15 protein-coding genes are annotated in these 17,390 nt (G+C 67.7%); 10 read left to right on the top strand and 5 right to left on the bottom strand.

Annotated elements, in window-relative coordinates; genetic code table 11:
• The first annotated feature begins 51 nt into the window (after window positions 1-51).
• A complete protein-coding gene (locus tag ASD05_RS11420) occupies window positions 52-1,041 on the top strand; it encodes a sialic acid TRAP transporter substrate-binding protein SiaP (protein ID WP_056522555.1) in 990 nt (329 codons plus the stop codon).
• A 10-nt stretch (window positions 1,042-1,051) separates the two neighbouring features.
• Here the strand turns inward: ASD05_RS11420 and ASD05_RS11425 are convergent, their stop codons facing one another.
• The 4 genes from ASD05_RS11425 to ASD05_RS11440 form a co-directional block, all read right to left on the bottom strand.
• Entirely contained in the window at window positions 1,052-2,467 is a 1,416-nt protein-coding gene (locus tag ASD05_RS11425) for a GTPase/DUF3482 domain-containing protein (protein WP_056591946.1), read from the bottom strand.
• Window positions 2,464-3,870: a DUF2868 domain-containing protein gene (locus ASD05_RS11430; RefSeq protein ID WP_056591948.1), complete on the bottom strand. Its 1,407-nt coding sequence runs from the start codon at window positions 3,868-3,870 to the stop codon at window positions 2,464-2,466. The genes ASD05_RS11425 and ASD05_RS11430 overlap by 4 nt, the downstream gene beginning before the upstream one ends.
• Before the next feature lie 402 nt (window positions 3,871-4,272).
• Window positions 4,273-6,129, bottom strand: coding sequence for an ABC transporter ATP-binding protein (locus tag ASD05_RS11435; RefSeq protein ID WP_056591951.1), 1,857 nt, complete (start codon window positions 6,127-6,129; stop codon window positions 4,273-4,275).
• Window positions 6,130-6,150: 21 nt separating this feature from the next.
• Window positions 6,151-7,095 (bottom strand): LysR family transcriptional regulator, encoded by a 945-nt coding sequence (locus ASD05_RS11440; protein WP_056591956.1) that lies wholly within the window; start codon window positions 7,093-7,095, stop codon window positions 6,151-6,153.
• Window positions 7,096-7,196: 101 nt separating this feature from the next.
• Here ASD05_RS11440 and ASD05_RS11445 point away from each other — a divergent pair, with 101 nt between their 5' ends.
• The gene (locus ASD05_RS11445) at window positions 7,197-8,024 is read left to right on the top strand and encodes a DODA-type extradiol aromatic ring-opening family dioxygenase (RefSeq protein WP_056591961.1); all 828 of its coding nucleotides are present in this window, start codon (window positions 7,197-7,199) and stop codon (window positions 8,022-8,024) included.
• A gap of 7 nt (window positions 8,025-8,031) precedes the next feature.
• Here the strand turns inward: ASD05_RS11445 and ASD05_RS11450 are convergent, their stop codons facing one another.
• Window positions 8,032-8,829 carry a GntR family transcriptional regulator gene (locus ASD05_RS11450; RefSeq protein WP_056591964.1) on the bottom strand — a complete coding sequence of 266 codons (798 nt, stop codon included), beginning with the start codon at window positions 8,827-8,829 and terminating at the stop codon, window positions 8,032-8,034.
• A 207-nt stretch (window positions 8,830-9,036) separates the two neighbouring features.
• On the opposite strand from ASD05_RS11450, the gene ASD05_RS11455 reads away from it, so the two are divergent.
• The 8 genes from ASD05_RS11455 to ASD05_RS11490 are packed head-to-tail and all read left to right on the top strand — an operon-like array spanning window position 9,037 to window position 17,387.
• Complete coding sequence (locus ASD05_RS11455; protein ID WP_056591967.1) at window positions 9,037-10,293, top strand: ABC transporter substrate-binding protein; 1,257 nt, start codon at window positions 9,037-9,039, stop codon at window positions 10,291-10,293.
• Window positions 10,294-10,311: 18 nt separating this feature from the next.
• On the top strand, window positions 10,312-11,220 hold the full coding sequence (locus ASD05_RS11460) for a carbohydrate ABC transporter permease (protein WP_056591970.1): 909 nt from the start codon (window positions 10,312-10,314) through the stop codon (window positions 11,218-11,220).
• Entirely contained in the window at window positions 11,220-12,062 is an 843-nt protein-coding gene (locus tag ASD05_RS11465) for a carbohydrate ABC transporter permease (RefSeq protein ID WP_056591973.1), read from the top strand. Before ASD05_RS11460 ends, ASD05_RS11465 begins: the two co-directional genes overlap by 1 nt.
• 20 nt (window positions 12,063-12,082) lie before the next feature.
• Window positions 12,083-13,306: an ABC transporter ATP-binding protein gene (locus ASD05_RS11470; protein WP_056594284.1), complete on the top strand. Its 1,224-nt coding sequence runs from the start codon at window positions 12,083-12,085 to the stop codon at window positions 13,304-13,306.
• A 12-nt stretch (window positions 13,307-13,318) separates the two neighbouring features.
• Window positions 13,319-14,566: an enolase C-terminal domain-like protein gene (locus ASD05_RS11475; protein WP_056591975.1), complete on the top strand. Its 1,248-nt coding sequence runs from the start codon at window positions 13,319-13,321 to the stop codon at window positions 14,564-14,566.
• Window positions 14,567-14,577: 11 nt separating this feature from the next.
• A complete protein-coding gene (locus ASD05_RS11480) occupies window positions 14,578-15,345 on the top strand; it encodes an SDR family oxidoreductase (RefSeq protein ID WP_056591977.1) in 768 nt (255 codons plus the stop codon).
• A gap of 26 nt (window positions 15,346-15,371) precedes the next feature.
• Window positions 15,372-16,340, top strand: coding sequence for a tripartite tricarboxylate transporter substrate binding protein (locus ASD05_RS11485; protein ID WP_082572040.1), 969 nt, complete (start codon window positions 15,372-15,374; stop codon window positions 16,338-16,340).
• Window positions 16,341-16,352: 12 nt separating this feature from the next.
• Complete coding sequence (locus ASD05_RS11490) at window positions 16,353-17,387, top strand: L-idonate 5-dehydrogenase (RefSeq protein ID WP_056591979.1); 1,035 nt, start codon at window positions 16,353-16,355, stop codon at window positions 17,385-17,387.
• Window positions 17,388-17,390: the final 3 nt, after the last annotated feature.

The raw sequence follows: 17,390 nt of genomic DNA on the forward strand, positions 1-17,390 counted from the left end.
GCTGGCGCGCAATTTGCACTGGTTTTGCCTTTTCTCATCGAGGGAGAGTTCATGAAAAGCTTCTTGCCGTGGCACCGGGCGGGCGTCCTGCTGATGGCATTGGGCGGCGTCATCGCTGTCCACGCCCAAGCCCAGGTGCTGCAATTCAAGTGGGGCCATGTCTACGAGCCCACGAGCATCTTCCACCAGCAGGCGGAGCTGGCGGCGCGCAAGATCGCCGAGCAGTCAGACGGCAAGATCAAGATCGAGGTCATTCCTTCCTCCAAGCTGGGGCAGGAAGGCGACTTTCCGTTGATGCTGGCGAACGACTCGGTGCAGATCGCCTACGTCGGGCAGGCCACGCTGGCCGAGGGCTATCCGCCGCTGAGCCTGGGAACCTACCCCTTCGCCTTCAAGGACCTCGACCACATGCGCAAGTACCTGGCGAGCCCGCTGCTGGCCGAGCTGATGAAGGGCTACAACGAGAAGAGCGGCAACCGCATGGTGGCCTCGGTGTACTACGGCGCGCGGCAGGTCACGTCGGCAAAGCCGCTGTCCAGGCCCGAGGACTTCCGCGACCTGCGCCTGTACGTGCCCGCCGCCGCGGCCTACCAGCTGTTCGCCACCGCGCTCGACGCCAAGCCGGTGACGCTGCCTTTCATGAGCCTCTACGGCTCGCTCAAGAAGAACGAGGTGGAGGCGCAGGAAAACCCGCTCGACATCGTCAAGTCGAAGAAGCTCTACGAAGTTCAGAAATACGTGCTGCTGACGGGGCACGTCTACGACACGCTGGGCATCGTCATCGGCAAGGCCGCCTGGGCAAAGCTCGCGCCGCCCCAGCAGGCGATGGTCGAGAAGGTGCTCGCGGAAACTGCGAAGTGGACCAACGTGGGCGTGATCGCCGGCGAGCTCGAGGACGAGAAGTTCCTGCGCGACAAGGGCATGACGGTGTCCCCGGCCAACCGGCAACTGTTCCTGGAGCGGATCGCGAAGCGTTCGACGCCCGAGCAGATGGGTGCGCGGCCCGGCGACTACGCCCGCCTGCAGGCGCTGGTGAACTGACGCGGCGGTTTCAGGCGGCTTCGAAGGCACGCAGCAGCGCGTGCGAGAGGTCTGCCACGAGTGCTTCGCGCTGGGGGGAAGGGCGCCAGAACGCGCGGCTGGCCACGCCCGTGGCTTCCCATTCGGGATGGTTTCGCGCCGGCTGGACGCCACGCACCGCGGCCGCGGCGGCACGCGTGGGGGCGTCGCCGTTCTCGGGCGCATCGGCGGCGATGCGCTGCGTGGCCGCATGGCCGCGCTGCTCCAGGGCCTGCGTGAGCTTGAGCTGCCATGCGGCCAGCGTGAACAGCACGCCGTCTTCCACGGTGAGTTCGTGCACGTCGCGCAGCTTGTTGGCCAGCTTGCGCCCGAGCGGGCCCCAGCCCTGCGACACCGCGCCGCCGATTGCGCCGCCCAGCGCCGCGCCCGCGCCGAGCGAGATGCCGGCCACCGCCAGGTCGGCCACCACGCCCACGGCCGCGCCGATGACCGCGCCCTTGCCGAGCCGCAGGCCCGCGTCCTTCATGGCTTCGGGGCTGAAGAAGTCGAGCGTCCAGCGGCCTTCGATCATCGGCAGCGGGGCCTCGTCGGCGTCACCCTGGCGGAAGCCGTAGAGCGCGAGCAGGTCGTCGGTGCAGCGCTGGGCCTTGTCGAACACCGCCTTCTGCAGCGTCGTGACGAGCGCCTGGCGGCGTGCCGCGTCGGCGAACTCGGTGGACGACACCGTGCGGCGCACCGCGGCCGCATCGACGAGCAGGCCGGCAATGCGCGCGCAGGCGGACTGGCGGCGCCGGGCCGCCTCGGCGTCCAGCGTGTCGACCACGGCGCGCAGCAGGTCGCGGCGCTCGCGCAGCAGCGTGGCAAGGTCGTTGTACAGGTCTTGTTCGGCGCCGACGAAGGGGGCCGCCGCGTCGAAGCGCACCTGCACGTGCAGGCCATAGGCCGAGAGCAGTTCCTTCCATGCCGGTTCGCGGCTGGCGGCGTCGCGCACGAAATTCAGCACCGGCAGCACGGGGCGCGCACAGGAGTTGAGCAGCTCGATCTCGTCGCGGAACTTGGGCAGCACCGGTTCGCGCACGTCGATGACCAGGAAGGCCGCGTCGATGTCGAGCATGGTGCGCAGCACCTTGGCCTCCTGCTCGAACACGCCATGGGCTTCGGGGCCCTGCAGGAACCGGCGGATGCGCTCGGGAGGCGTGGCCTGCTGGTCGAATCCGGCCAGGTGCTCGCGCAGCGCGACCGCGTCTTCCAGGCCCGGCGTGTCGAAGAAGCGCACGGCGGCTGCACCGTCCACGTCGAGGTCGACCGATTCGACATGGCGCGTGGTGCCGGGGCGCTGCGACACCTCGCCGAAGCCGACTTGGCGCGTGAGCGTGCGCAGCAGCGAGGTCTTGCCCGCGTTGGTGTGGCCGACGACGGCGATGCGGATAGGTGGCTGCGGCGTCATGGTGCGGCGACCCTGTCCTGCAAGGAGGCGTCGAGGCGGTCGCTGGCGGTTACGCGCTCCAGCCCGGTGTCGCGCAGCCAGTCGAGCCAGCGCTGCGTGGCGCCGGCATGGGGCGCATCGGCCAGCCAGATGCGGCACTCGCCGCAATGCGCGAGCAGCTCGCGCAGGAAGCGCTCGGTGCCGCGGTCGGGGCTCGATGCGGCGTGGCAGACCAGCAGCACGGTACGCGGATGGACGTGGGCCAACTGGTCGAGCAGGGCGCGGCGCGCGGGGGCGCTGCCGTCGATGCGCTGCACCTGCGTTGCCGTGCCGGCGGGCAGGGCGGTCGGGGGCCAGAGCATATCGGGCGGCAGTTCGAAGCCGACGACGAAGAGTGCGTCATGCAGTTCCGAGGCCGGCAGGCCCGTGGGCAGCGCACCGCGCGTGCGGCCCGGGTCGGCATCGACGATGGCCGCCGGGGCCATCGCGGCGAAGCGGGCCAGCAGCTTGCGGTAGTAGGGCTCGCTCCAGTCGGGCTGCAGCGCCTTGCGGCGGCTGCGCCACACGGCCGCGCTCCACAGCACGAGCGCCACGCGTGGCAGCAGGCCGTAGATCACGATGCAGCCGGTGAGCCACAGCGCCCAGGCGCGCTGGCCGCCAGCGTTTGCGGCACCGGGTGCCGCGGCCAGCACGGCGGCGGCATCGGGCACGGGAAAGCCGAGCTGCGCCGGCGCCCAGCCCAGCGCCTGCACGGCCCGCACGAAGAAGGCCGGCTCGAGAATCGTCGTCTCCCAGCTCAGCGTGTAGCTGCGGAACGCGAGCGCGAACAGCATCGCGGCCAGCACCACGGCGAACGACAGCGACCAGATGCCGTGGCTCACGAGCCCGAAGGCCCATGGCAGCAGCCTGGCGCGGGACAGCAGTCCGGTGGCGGCGCGCACCAGCAGCGGCGCCTGGCCCCGCCTGCCGCCGGCCACGCGGGCGGTGAGCGACAGCCAGATCCAGCCGAGCGATGTTGTACTGAAGGAAACGAAGGGCATCCACAGGCCCACGAGCCAGAGCAGCAGCGTGAGCGCATGCAGGCCCAGCAGGCTCGCGAGCGCGACGATCACGTTGATGTGGCGCTCGCCGCCGCCGACCACGTTGCCCGCCAGCCCGAGGCCGGCCATGACGATCAGCGCCACCAGCGCGAGCAGTACCCAGGGTGCCCAATGACGGGCGCGTGCGAGTTCAGCCTGAAGGCCGATGCGTTCGCCGAGCCGGAGTGCGCGTTCGACGATCTGCCCGTGGGCATCGGCTGTGTGCGAGGCTGCGGTGCGCAGGGCTTGCGCATCGTCGAGCGGACCGGTCTGCTCGGTCCATCGGATGGCCTCGGTGATCACCGCGTCCGGAAAAGCAGTTTCGCGCAGCGCGGTGTTGGTCAACAGGGTCCCTTCGCAGCCAATCGATCATCGCCCCGCCGGGTGCGGGGGCGCGCGAATTATGCCCGGCGCATCAGGGACGGCCACGAAGGAAACGGGGCCGCAAGCGGCCCCGTTCTGCATCTCGCGGGAGGCAATGGCGCGTGCCCGGTCTCAGCGAAGGCCGAAGAACGAAAGCACGGCTACGACCACCACGATCAGACCAACGATGTAAATGATGGAATTCACGCGAGGACTCCTCTGTGTTGAGACGGGTCCAGCATTGCGCTGCCTGAGTGGCACCACTGTCGGCAGGGGGCGGCGTGTGCTGTAGGCGCGGGTGAAGCGCTGCCCGGAGGTTTCTCCGGGGGCTCGGGGCGGCTCGCCTCATTTGTGACGATTGTTTGCAGGCGCAACCGGCGCCGTTCAGGCGCGCAGCGCCTCGTCTTCCTCGAGGTTGTCGCCCAGGAAGCCCCCGCTCTGATGCGCCCACAGCCGCGCATACAGCCCGCCCTGCGCCATCAGCGTGCGGTGGTCGCCTTCTTCCACTACGCGGCCTTCGTCGAGCACGATCAGGCGGTCCATGGCCGCGATGGTCGACAGCCGGTGCGCGATTGCGATCACGGTCTTGCCTTCCATCAGCGCGTAGAGGCTTTGCTGGATGGCGGCCTCGACCTCGGAGTCGAGCGCGCTGGTGGCTTCGTCGAGCAGCAGGATCGGCGCGTCCTTCAGCATCACGCGCGCAATCGCCACGCGCTGGCGCTGGCCGCCCGAGAGCTTCACGCCGCGCTCGCCGACGTGCGCCTCGTAGCCGCGCCGTCCGGTTGCGTCGCCGAGCGTCTGGATGAATTCGTGCGCCTCGGCCCGCTTCGCTGCCGCCTCGATCTGCCGGTGCGTGGCGTCGGGCCGCCCGTAGGCGATGTTGTCGGCCACCGAGCGGTGCATCAGCGAGGTGTCCTGCGTGACCATGCCGATGTGGCTGCGCAGCGAGTCCTGCGTGACGTGCGCGATGTCCTGCCCGTCGATCAGGATGCGGCCGCTCTCCAGGTCGTGGAAGCGCAGCAGCAGGTTCACCAGCGTCGACTTGCCGGCGCCCGAACGGCCCACCAGGCCGATCTTCTCGCCGGGCTTCACCACGAGGTTCAGGTCGTCGATCACGCGGCGGCCGGCGTCGGCGTAGCGGAAGCTCGCGTGCTCGAAGCGCACCTCGCCGCGCGGCACCTCCAGGGTCTTGGCACCGGGCGCGTCGAGCACGGTGCGCGGGCGCGACAGCGTCTTCATGCCGTCCTGCACCGTGCCGATGTTCTCGAACAGGCTGGTCATCTCCCACATGATCCAGTGCGACATGCCCTGCAGCCGCAGCGCCATCGCCGTGGCCGCAGCCACCGCACCCACGCCGACCGCGCCGTGCGACCACAGCCACAGCGCCATGCCCGCCATGCCGGCCGTGAGACCCATGCTCAGCGTGTGGTTGACGATCTCGAAGGCGCTCACGAGGCGCATCTGGCCGTAGCCCGTGTGCATGAATTCGCGCATCGCGTCGCGCGCGAAGCCGGCCTCGCGCTGCGTGTGCGAGAACAGCTTGACGGTCGCGATGTTGGTGTAGGCGTCGGTCACGCGGCCTGTCATGAGCGCGCGGGCGTCGGCTTGCGCCTTGCCGATCTTGCCCAGGCGCGGCACGAAGTAGGCCAGCGAGGCGATGTACAGCGCCAGCCAGATCAGGAAGGGCCATGCCAGTTGCGCGTCGAGCACGCCCACCAGCAGGATCATGGTGGCCACGTACACGCCCATGGCCACCAGTACGTCGGCCAGTACGAAGATGGTGTCGCGCACAGCCAGTGCGGTCTGCATCACCTTGGCCGTGATGCGGCCGGCGAACTCGTCCTGGTAGAAGGCCATGCTCTGGCCCAGCATCAGGCGGTGGAAGTTCCAGCGCAGGCGCATCGGCAGGTTCACCGCGAGCGTCTGGTGCTTCACGATGGTCTGCAGCGCGACCACGCCGATGCTGATCACCAGGAACGCGGCAAGCCACATGAGCGTGGTGCCGCGTTCTACCCAGAGGCGCGAAGGCTCGAGCCCGCCGAGCCAGTCGACGATGCGCCCGAGGATTGCGAACAGCGCCGCCTCGAAGATCGACATGGCGGCAGTGAGCGCGGCCATCGCAGCGATCTTGCCGCGCACGCCGTGCGTGCAGGCCCAGAGAAAGGCCACGAAGCCCTGCGGCGGCAACGCAGGTTCGGCGGCGGGGTAGGGGTGAAGGAGTTTTTCGAAGAGGCGGAACAAGGAAACAGTCTCCCGGAGAACTCAGGACTTTAGCCGCGCATGCATGACCTTGCCCCGCAAAGGTGCGCTCCGCGGCGCGTCCCTGCCGAGCCGCTCGCCCAGGAAGTCGATGAAAGTACGCAGCTTGGGCGACATGTACTGCCGGCTCGTGTACACCGCGAACAGCGTGACGGGCTCGGCTTCGAACTCCGGCAGCAGCCGCACCAGCCGGCCCTGCGCGATGTCCTCGTCGATTAGCCACAGCGGCATGAAGGCGATGCCCATGTCCGCGCGCACCGCGTGCAGCGTGAGCGTGGTGTCGTCGGAGCGCAGGGCCGGCGTGAGCCGCAGCGCAAACATGCGCCCGCCCGGTCCCTTGAGCGCGAGGTTCTCCAGGTTGACGTAGCTCGGCACGATGGCGCCGAGCTTCGCCAGATCGGCCGGCAAGGCGGGAGCGCCGCCCATGCGCTCCAGACAGGCCGGCGTGCCCGCGAGGTAGAAAGGCACGCGGCACAGCGGCCGGGCGATCAGCGCGGGCGAGGGCTCCTGCGTGGCGCGCAAGGCCAGGTCGTAGCCATCGGCGGCGAGATCGACCTTGCGGTTCTCCAGATGCATGTCGACCAGCACCTCGGGGTATTGCTCGCGATAGTCGGCCAGCACCCGTGCGAAGCGCGGCGTGGCGCACCACACGGGCGCGCTCACCTTGAGCTGGCCGCGCGGCGCGTCGTGGGCCTGGCCGATGGCGGCTTCGGCCGCATCGAGCAGGTCGAGGGCGCGTCGGCTCTGCTCGTACCAGGCGGTGCCGGCCTCGGTCAGGCTCAGGTGGCGGCTGGAGCGATGCAGCAGCCGCGCGCCGAGCGACTTCTCAAGCTGTGCCACGTGCTTGCTGGCCATCGGCGGCGACAGGCCCAGCCGCTCGGCCGCGGCCACGAAACTGCCGGCCTCGACGACTTCGCGGAACACTCGCAGGCTGGTCATCCGGTCCATGGCAATCTTTCCTGTGGAGAACTGATTCGATGCATCGTAGCCTGTCGATTTCCTTGCAGGAAATGTCTACAGTCGATGCAACGCCTTCAAGGAGCATCGACTTGACCCACGACAACGCCAGCGCTTCATCGCGCCTGCCCACCTACTTCATCTCGCACGGCGGCGGCCCCTGGCCCTGGATGAAAAAGGAAATGGGCCCGACCTACGACCAGCTCGCCGCCTCGCTGGCCGACATGCCGCGCCAGATCGGCCGCACGCCCAGCGCCATCCTGATGGTGTCGGCGCACTGGGAAGCGCCCGTCTTCACGGTGCAGGGCAACCCGAAGCCGCCGATGATCTACGACTACGGCGGCTTTCCGGCGCACACCTACGAAGTGCACTACGACTCGCCCGGTTCGCCTGAACTCGCGCAGCGCGTACAGTCGCTGATCGCCGCGGCGGGCCTGCCGGTGCAGATCGACCCCGAGCGTGGCTACGACCACGGCATGTTCTCGCCGATGGCCGCGATGTACCCGAAGGCCGACGTGCCGGTGGTGCAACTGTCGCTGCGCCGCGGGCTCGATCCGGCTGAGCACCTGGCGCTGGGCCGCGCGCTCGCACCGCTGCGCGACGAGAACGTGCTCATCGTCGGCAGCGGCCTGAGTTATCACAACCTGCGCAACTTCGGGCCGCAGGCGCACGGCGTGTCGAAGGCTTTCGACGACTGGCTCGACGAAGCGGTGGTGCAGGGCGCGCCGGCCGGGCGCAGCGCCCAACTGATCGACTGGGCTTCAGCTCCGGCGGCGCGCATGGCGCATCCGCGTGAAGAGCACCTGATTCCGCTGATGGTGGCCGTCGGTGCGGCAGAGGGCGAGGCCGGCGAGCGCGTGTACCACGAGGATGCCTTCATGGGCGGCCTGGTGGTGTCGAGCTTCCGTTTCGGCGCTTGATAGGAGCTCAGCCGACCGGGCTGGAGGCGCCCAGCGCCAGATAGCTGTCGTCGCCATTGAGGCTGCAGTCGAGCGTGTTCGGCGCCACGTCGCGCTCGAGCACTTCGAACATGCTGTCGACGAAATCCATCAGGCCATCCGAGGCGGCAATGGCGCCGTCGACGTTCCCGCTCGCCACGGCCTCGATCACCGCAATGTGCCCATCGATGGTGCCCTGCAGATCGACCTTCTCCGGCGCATGCATGTGATAGATCCAGCCGATGCGGCGAAAGATCGTGTGCAGCGGCCGCAGCGTGCCCTCCACGAAAGGCTCCTGCGCGGCTGCCAGGAAGAGCTGGTCGATCAGGCGGTCGGCCACGTTGAACTGCTCGATCGTCATGTTCGCGCCGTGCTCGACGAGCTGCCGCTTGATGTGCTGCATGCGGTTGCGCTCCGACGCGCCTGAGCGCTCGGTGGCGAGCCGGATGACAAAGCGCTCCATGTCCCGGCGCAGCCGCAGCAGAAGGCGGTCGCGCGTGAGGTCGATGGGGGCGATGCGGATGCCGTGCCGCGGCGTGATCTGCACCAGCGTGTCGGCCGCCAGGCGATTGAGCGCCTGGTGCACCGGCGTGCGGCCGTAGCCGACCATGGCTTGCAGCTCGTGCGTGGCCAGGAAGCGGCCGGGCGCCAGCTTGCAGCAAATCAGCAGTTCTTCGATGCGCTCGTAGGCCTGATCCGACTGGTTGGCGGGGCTCTTGTGCAAGGTGCCCGGCGCTGCGGTGTCGACGGAAACCAGCTTGGGCCTGGCAGGGGAACGGGTTGCCATGGAAATTCCTTGTTTCGAGGCCTCAGCATATCTGATATGCAAGCGAAATCACAGGGCTGAACGCCCAATCTCCAATGAGGACGGTGCAGCCTCCTTCTCCGAGGGAAGGCAGGGTAATCACGAATAAATATCGTGAAATATCACGATATTCTTGCGCACCTTTCACCGAAGAACTCGCGGCCACTGAGCTGCCTCCTGGAGACCTGCATGAAGAAACTCTCGAGCCTTCCTCGCCTACCCGCCAGCGCCGTCGCGCTTGGAGCCGCAGCCGTGTTCGCGTGGGCATTGCCCGGCGCTGCCCGCGCTCAGGCCAAGGAAACACTGAGCTTCGCCGGGGCGACCTTTGCGGAATCGGGGCGTGGCGACAAGCTCAAGCAGTGGGTCGACAAGTTCAACAAGAGCCAGACCGCCATTGAAGTGCAGCCGCTCGCGCTGCCTTTTTCCACGCTCGCCAAGACCGTGTTCACACAGATGGGCGGCGGCGCCGGGCCCGATCTCATCCGCTTCGACCTGATCGACTACTACGCCGCCGCGCAGGCGCAGCGCATCGTGGCCATCGACGGCGACATCAAGCCGGGCGACTACCGGCTGACCGACCCCAACAAATACCTGGTGATCGGCGGCAAGCGCTACGGCGTGCCCTTCGAGATCAGCAACTACCAGCTGATCTACAACCCGCAACTGCTCAAGGGCGGCAAGCCGCCGGCCACGTTCGACGAGTTCCTGGGCGCCGCCAAGGCGGCCACCGGTGAGAACGTGTTCGGCTTCGCCTACCGCGCCACCATGGCCGAGAGCAACGGCTTCTGGCAGGACCTGTGCAACTTCGTCTACGGCTTCGGCGGGCGCTGGAGCGACGACAAGGGCAACCTCACCATCAACAGCGCCAAGGTGGTGGAGGGTGTGGTCGCCTACAAGAAGATGTACGACCTGGGCGCCACGCCCAAGGGCGCTGACGCAGCCACCTATCGCCGCATGTTCTGGGAAAAGAAGCTGGCGATGGAGATCGACAACGGCGGCGTGGCCGGCATCTTCAACCAGCAGGCGCCCGACCTGCCGCTGGGTGCCGCGCCGTCGCCGTTCCCGACCCGGGCGCAGGGCCTGATCCTCGCGCCGCTGGCCATCAACGCCAACACGAAGCACAAGGCTGCTGCCGTCACCTTCATGAAGTGGATGATGCAGCCCGAGAACCAGAAGGAACTGCAGGCCATCCTCGGTGCGGCCAGCGTCGCCACGGTGATCGAGCGCACGCCCGAGGAGCTCAAGGCCAAGCCATGGCTCAAGGTGTATGACGACCAGTCGCCGCACAGCGTGCCCCAGCTTGTGCGGGGCTTTGAGGCACGCACGCCCGAGATCCAGCAGGTGATCCTGGAGCAGGTGCTGCGCGTGCTACAGGGCGGTGCCGATCCGCAGAAGGCCATGGACGACGCCCAGCGCCTCGTCAGCGCCCGCGTGCTGCGCAAGTAAGCGGCCCGGAACTGCCGAATGGCCATCAACAAGCAAGCCGCCTCGGGCGGGGTGGGGTGGGCGCCCTACCTGTTCTGCGCGCCCGTCATGCTGTACTTGCTGGTCTTTCAGGCCTATCCACTGGTGCAGGAGCTGTACCTGAGCTTCACGCAGACTTCGCTGCTGTCGCCAAGCCAGCACGGCTGGGTGGGGCTGCGCAACTACACGGACCTGTTCGGCCAGCCCGAGTTCGCCCAGGTGCTGGTGATTACCGGGGTCTACACGGTGGCCTGCGTGGTGTTCGCGATCGGCATCGGCCTGGGGACGGCGCTGCTGCTCAACATGCCGTTTCGCGGGCGCGGCATCGCGCGTTCGCTCATCACCATTCCGTGGGCGGCGCCGCCGGTCGCGGTCGCGTTGATCTTCATCTGGATGTTCAACGGGCAGTACGGCGTGCTGCAGCACGTCTTCCAGTTCCTCGGCCTGTCGTCGGGCATGGAAGGCTGGCTCGACAACCCCTCGCGAGCATTGCCCGCGGTGCTGCTCACCACCGTGTGGCAGATCTTTCCCTTCACCTCGGTGGTGATCCTCTCGGCGCTGCAGGGCGTGTCGAGCGACCTGCGCGAGGCGGCGATCATCGACGGCGCCGACCGCCTGAGCGTGTTCGGCGCGGTCGTGTGGCCCGCCATCCGGCCTACCGTGATGCTGCTGACACTGTTCATCACGATCTGGTCGCTGCGCCGCTTCGACCTGATCTGGCTCATGACGCAGGGCGGCCCCATCGGCTCCACCAACACGCTCGTCATCGAGCTGTACCGGCGGGCCTTCACCTACCGCGAACTGGGCGAGGCCGCCGCGGTCGGCATGGTCGGCCTGTCGCTGGCGCTCGTCGTCACGGTGGTCTATTTCCGGCTGACGGTGCGCGCCGAGCGCGCGGCGGGGCACTGATGAAAACAACGACCACAACCCTCGCCTGGCGCCAGGCGCTGCTGATGATCGTGATCCTCGGCATGCTGGGCGTCACGGCCTTTCCGATCTACTGGATGCTGGTCACCTCGACCACGTCGTCGGCCGATCTGTTCTCGACCTCGCCGCACCTGCTGCCGGGCCTGGCGCAGTGGCATGTGTTCCGCGACGTGTTCACCAGCACCGACGTCGGCACCTGGCTGCTCAACAGCGCCATCGTGGCGGTCGGCACCACGGTGCTGAGCCTGGCGCTCGCGGTGCTGCCGGCGTATGCGCTGTCGCGCTTCAAGTTCGCCGGCATTGCCATCGTGGGGCTCGCACTCTTCGTCACGCAGATGCTGCCCGAGGCGATGCTGGTGGTGCCGCTGTACGCGATCTTCGGGCAGCTCTCGCTGCTGAACACGCTCACCGGCCTGATCCTGGTGAACACCGCCTTCACGGTGCCGGTGATCACCTGGATATTGAAAGGCGCCATCGACGGCGTGCCGATCGACATCGAGGAGGCCGCCAGCATCGACGGCTGCTCGCGGCTGGGCACGGTGTTCATCGTCGTGATTCCGCTCATTGCGCCGACGCTCGCGGCCACTGCGGTGATCGCCTTCTTCCACGGCTGGAACGAGTACGTGTTCGCGCAGACGCTGGTCAGCGCGCCCGAGCTGCACACCGCGTCGGTGGGGTTGGCCGGCTTCGTCGGCGAACTCAGCACGCCGCTGCATTCGGTGATGGCCATCGGGCTGATGTACACGCTGCCCGCCGTCTTTTTCTATCTCCTCGTGCAGCGCTATGTCGTTGCCGGCATGACCGCCGGCAGCGTCAAGGGTTGACGGAACGCAAGGATCGCATCGTGTCATCCATCTCCCTGAAAAACGTCACCAAGACTTTCGGCGCAAAGACGGTGCTGGGCAACATCCACGTCGATGTGCCCGCCGGCGAATTCCTGGTGCTGCTGGGCCCCTCGGGCTGCGGCAAGTCGACTCTGCTGCGCATGCTGGCGGGTCTTGAAACCGTGAGCAGCGGCGAGATCCACCTCGGCCAGCGGCGCGTCGACACGCTGCCGCCCAGCGCGCGCGACATGGCCTTCGTGTTCCAGTCGTATGCGCTCTATCCGCACATGACGGTGCGGCGCAACATCACCTTCCCGCTGATCATGCGCAAGTTCCGGTGGTGGTTTCACATACCGGTTCTGGGGCATTTCGCCAAGCGCCGGATCGAAAGCTCGCCCGAAGTCCGGGAACTGGTCGATCGCACCGCGAAGATCCTGTCGCTCACCGAGATGATGGACCGCCACCCGCGCACGCTCTCGGGCGGGCAGCGCCAGCGCGTGGCGCTGGGCCGCGCCATGGTGCGCCAGCCCGAGGTGTTCCTGATGGACGAGCCGCTGTCGAACCTCGACGCCAAGCTGCGCTCGTCGATGCGCGCCGAGATCATCAAGCTGCACCGCGACCTGGGCGGCACCTTCGTCTACGTCACGCACGACCAGATCGAAGCCATGACCATGGGCACGCGCATCGTGCTGATGCATGCCGGCGAGGCGCAGCAGATCGGCACTCCGCGCGAGATCTACACCAACCCCGCCAACACCTTCGTTGCGCGCTTCATCGGCACGCCGGCCATGAACCTGGTGCACGCGCGCATCGACGGCGGCCGGCTGGCCATCGGCGAGCTGCGGATGCCGCTGCCGGCACACCTGGGCGTTCGCGGCGCCAGCAGCGGCGCGGAAGTACTGGTGGGCGTGCGGCCCAACGCGCTCGCCATCGGCACCGATCCGGCGCAACCCGGCATGGCCGGCACCGTGGCGCTGGTCGAGCACGTGGGGGCCGAATCGATCGTGACCGTTCGCCTCGATACGGCCCGCACCGCGCACGACCGTGACGACGGCGTGGGTGACGAGATCATGGTCACGCAGGCGGGCTACAGCACGCTGCAGGCCGGCGACAAGGTGCGTGTCTCGCTCGACCTGACGCAGGCCGTGCTGTTCTCGCCCGAGTCGGGCCGGCGCATCTCGAACGACATCCCTCTGCCCGCCGAGGCGCCGCATGCGGCCCCGGGCTTTTCCACCCAGCACTGACGAACCCGAAACATGGCAACACTCATCTCCGACGTGAAGGTCATCCTCACGGCGCCCGAGGGCATCAACCTCGTGGTCGTGAAGGTCGAGACCAACCAGCCCGGCCTGTACGGCCTCGGGTGCGCGACCTTCGCCTACCGTCACCTCGTCGTTCAATGCCTGGTCGAGCAGTACCTCAAGCCGCTGCTGGTCGGGCGCGACGTGAGCGCGATCGAAGAGCTCTGGCAGCTCATGCACCAGAACGCCTATTGGCGCAACGGCCCGGCCGAGAACAACGCGATCTCGGGTGTCGACATGGCGCTGTGGGACATCAAGGGAAAGATGGCAGGCATGCCGGTCTACCAGCTGTTTGGCGGCAAGGTGCGCGAAGGCGTGCCGATCTACCGGCATGCCGACGGCCGCGACCTGGCCGAGCTGTGCGACAACATCCAGGGCTACATGGCGCAGGGCATCACCCACATCCGCTGCCAGAGCGGCGGCTACGGCGGTGGCGGCTTCGGCGCCGCGCCCGCCAGCGCGCCGCGCGGCGCACCCGATGGCGTCTACCTCGACAGCCGAAGCTACATGCGCGACACGCTCAAGCTCTTCGAGGGCATCCGCAGCAAGGTGGGTTTCGACGTGGCGCTGTGCCACGACGTGCACGAGCGCCTGAGCCCGATCGAGGCGATCAGGTTCGCCTGCGAAATGGAGCGCTTCGACCTGTTCTTCCTGGAAGACGCGATCCCGCTGGAAGAGGGCAAGTGGCTGCGCCAGTTGCGCGAGAAGACGCGGATCCCGCTGGCGCAGGGCGAGCTCTTCAACAACCCTTATGAGTGGAAGACGCTCATCACCGAGCGGCTCATCGACTTCATCCGCGTCCACCTGAGCCAGATCGGCGGCATCACACCCGGGCGCAAGCTGCAGCTCTTTGCCGAGCAGTTCGGCGTCAAGACGGCCTGGCACGGGCCCGGCGACATGTCGCCGGTCGCGCATGCGGCCAACATCCACATCGACCTGGCCGCGCGCAATTTCGGTGTGCAGGAATGGTCGGGCGTGCAGCCGCCCAACTTCGTGATCCAGGACCTGAAGGGCCCGCCCGGCGCGCTGCTGGACGTGTTCCCCGGGTTGCCCGAGTTCAGGGACGGCTACGTCTACGCCAACGACAAGCCGGGCCTCGGCGTGGACATCGACGAGGAAGAGGCCCGCAAGTACCCCTGCGAGAACGTTGTGACCACCTGGACGCAGACGCGCCTGGTCGACGGCACACTGCAAACCCCCTGAGGAAATCCATCATGTCCACTCAACTCTTCAGCCTCGCGGGCAAGACCGCACTCGTCACCGGCTCCTCGCGCGGGCTCGGCCTTGCCATTGCGGATGGCCTTGCGGCCGCGGGCGCGCGCCTGGTGCTCAACGGCGTCGACGCCGCCCGGCTCGAGGCCTCTGCCGCCGCCTTGCGCGACAAGGGTTACACCGTCGATGCCCATGCGTTCGACGTATGTGATGAAGCCGCGGTCGTCGCGGCCTTCGGCAAGCTCGACGCGGCTGGCATTGCCGTCGACATCCTGGTCAACAACGCCGGCGTGCAGTACCGCAAACCGATGGTCGAGCTGGCCACCGAAGACTGGCGCCGCGTGATCGAGACCAACCTTACCAGCGCCTTCGTCGTCGGGCGCGAGGCGGCGAAGCGGATGATTCCGCGCGGCCGGGGCAAGGTGATCAACATCGGCTCGCTCACCAGCGAACTGGCGCGCGCCACGGTGGCGCCCTACACGGTCGCCAAGGGCGGCATCAAGATGCTGACCCGCGCCATGACCGCCGAGTGGGCGGCCCACAACATCCAGGCCAACGCCATCGGACCGGGCTACATGCTGACCGACATGAACCAGGCGCTCATCGACAACCCGAGCTTCGACGCCTGGGTCAAGGGGCGCACCCCGGCCGGGCGCTGGGGCAAGCCCGAGGAACTGATCGGCACCGCCATCTTCCTCGCGTCAGACGCATCCAACTACGTGAGCGGGCAGATCATCTATGTCGATGGCGGCATGGTGTCCGTGCTCTGACGATTACCCAAAAAAAGGAGACATCCATGAAGCGCTTTCGTCTTGCCTGCGCCGCCGCCGCGACTTTCGCGGGCATGCTGCTGACCTTGCCTGTTGTGCATGCAGCGGACTACCCCACGCGGCCGATCGAGGTGATCGTGCCTTCCTCGGCCGGCGGCGGCACCGACGTGATGGCCCGGCTCTTCGCCGATGCGGTGAAGAAAAGCGTGCCGCAGCCTCTGATCGTCGTCAACAAGCCCGGCGCGGGCGGCGGCATCGGCATGACCGAGGCGCAGCGCGCGCCGGCCGACGGCTACAAGATTGGCGTGCTCATTTCGGAGCTGGCGATCATTCCCCACCTCAACATGACGAAGGTGACGACCGCCGACTTCATTCCGATCGCGCGGCTCAACGGCGACCCGGGCGTGATCGCCGTGCGTGCCGAGTCGCCGTACAAGTCCATCGACGACCTGCTGGCAGCCGCGCGCAAGCAGGACGGCGCGGTGTCGATGGGCAATGCGGGTACCGGCACCATCTGGCACCTGGCGGCGGCTGCCGTCGAGCAGAAGACGCGGGTGCGCTTCAACCACGTTCCGTTCCAGGGTGCGGCACCGAGCGTGGGTGCGCTGGTCGGAGGGCACGTGGATGCAATCATGGTGAGCCCGGCCGAGATCGGCTCGCACGTCGCAGCGGGCAAGGTGCGCGTACTGGCCGCGTTGGCAGAGCGCCAACTGCCGGCACCCTACGAAAAGGTTCCGACGTTCAAGGAGAAGGGCGTTGATCTTGTCATCGGCACCTGGCGCGGTCTGGGCGTGCCGTTGAAGACGCCACCCGATGTCGTGAAGTACCTGCGGGATGTCACCCGCAAGGCGGCTGAAGACTCGGCATTCCGCGATGCGCTGCTCAGGGCCAACCTGCAGCCGGCCTACATGGAGGGCGAGCAGTTCCAGGCCTTCATGAACAGCCAGTCCGTCTACTTCAAGTCGCTGCTCGACAGCGTAGATCTCAAGAAATAAAGGGCCGTCACCATGGAAGCTCTTGTCATTCATGCCCCGGGCGATCTGCGCGTCGAGGAGTTCGAAACCGCCGAGTTGGGTGCCGGCCAACTGCAGGTGCGCGTGCGCTGCGGCGGCATCTGCGGGTCGGACCTGCACTACTACCAGCACGGTGGCTTCGGTGCCATCCGCATCAAGGAGCCGATGGTGCTCGGCCACGAGGTGGCGGGTGTGATCGAGGCGGTCGGCACCGGGGTCACGGATTTCAAGCTGGGCGAACGCATCGCGATCAGCCCGAGCCGTCCGTGCGGCCTTTGCACGTACTGCCAGCAGGGCCTGCAGAACCACTGCCTGGACATGCGCTACTACGGCAGCGCGATGCGCACGCCGCATGTGCAAGGTGCCTTTCGCCAGCAGATCGTGGTCGACACGCACCAGGCGCACCGGCTGGCCGGTTCGCTCAGCGATGCCGAGGGTTCGATGGCCGAGCCTTTCGCGGTGGCGCTGCACGCAGTGAGGCGCGCCGGGTCGCTGCTCGGCAAGCGCGTGCTGGTCACGGGCTGCGGGCCGATCGGTGCGCTGGCGATCATCGCGGCGCGACGTGCGGGGGCGGGCCACATCGTCGCGACCGACGTCGGCGCGCACACGCTGGGCAAGGCGCTCAAGGTCGGCGCGGACGAAGTCGTCAACGTGGCCGAGACTCCGGACGGTCTGGCGCGCTTCACAGCGGACAAGGGTAGTTTCGATGTGCTGTTCGAAGCGAGCGGCAATGCCCGCGCACTGGTCGGCGCCTTCGACGCGCTGCGGCCGCGCGGCGTCATCGTGCAACTGGGTTTGGGAGGCGACATGACACTGCCGATCAACACCATCGTGGCCAAGGAGTTCGACCTGCGCGGGGCATTCCGTTTCCACGAAGAGTTCGCGGTGGCGGTCGAGCTGCTCAACAAGGGCCTGGTCGACGTGAAGCCGCTGATCTCCGCGACCTTGTCCTACCGCGATTCGGCGCGGGCCTTCGCGTTGGCGGCCGACCGGTCGCAGTCCATGAAGGTGATCCTGAACTTCGATTGAGGC

This window comes from Variovorax sp. Root434 (assembly GCF_001426595.1).
Taxonomy (GTDB): Bacteria; Pseudomonadota; Gammaproteobacteria; order Burkholderiales; family Burkholderiaceae_C; genus Variovorax.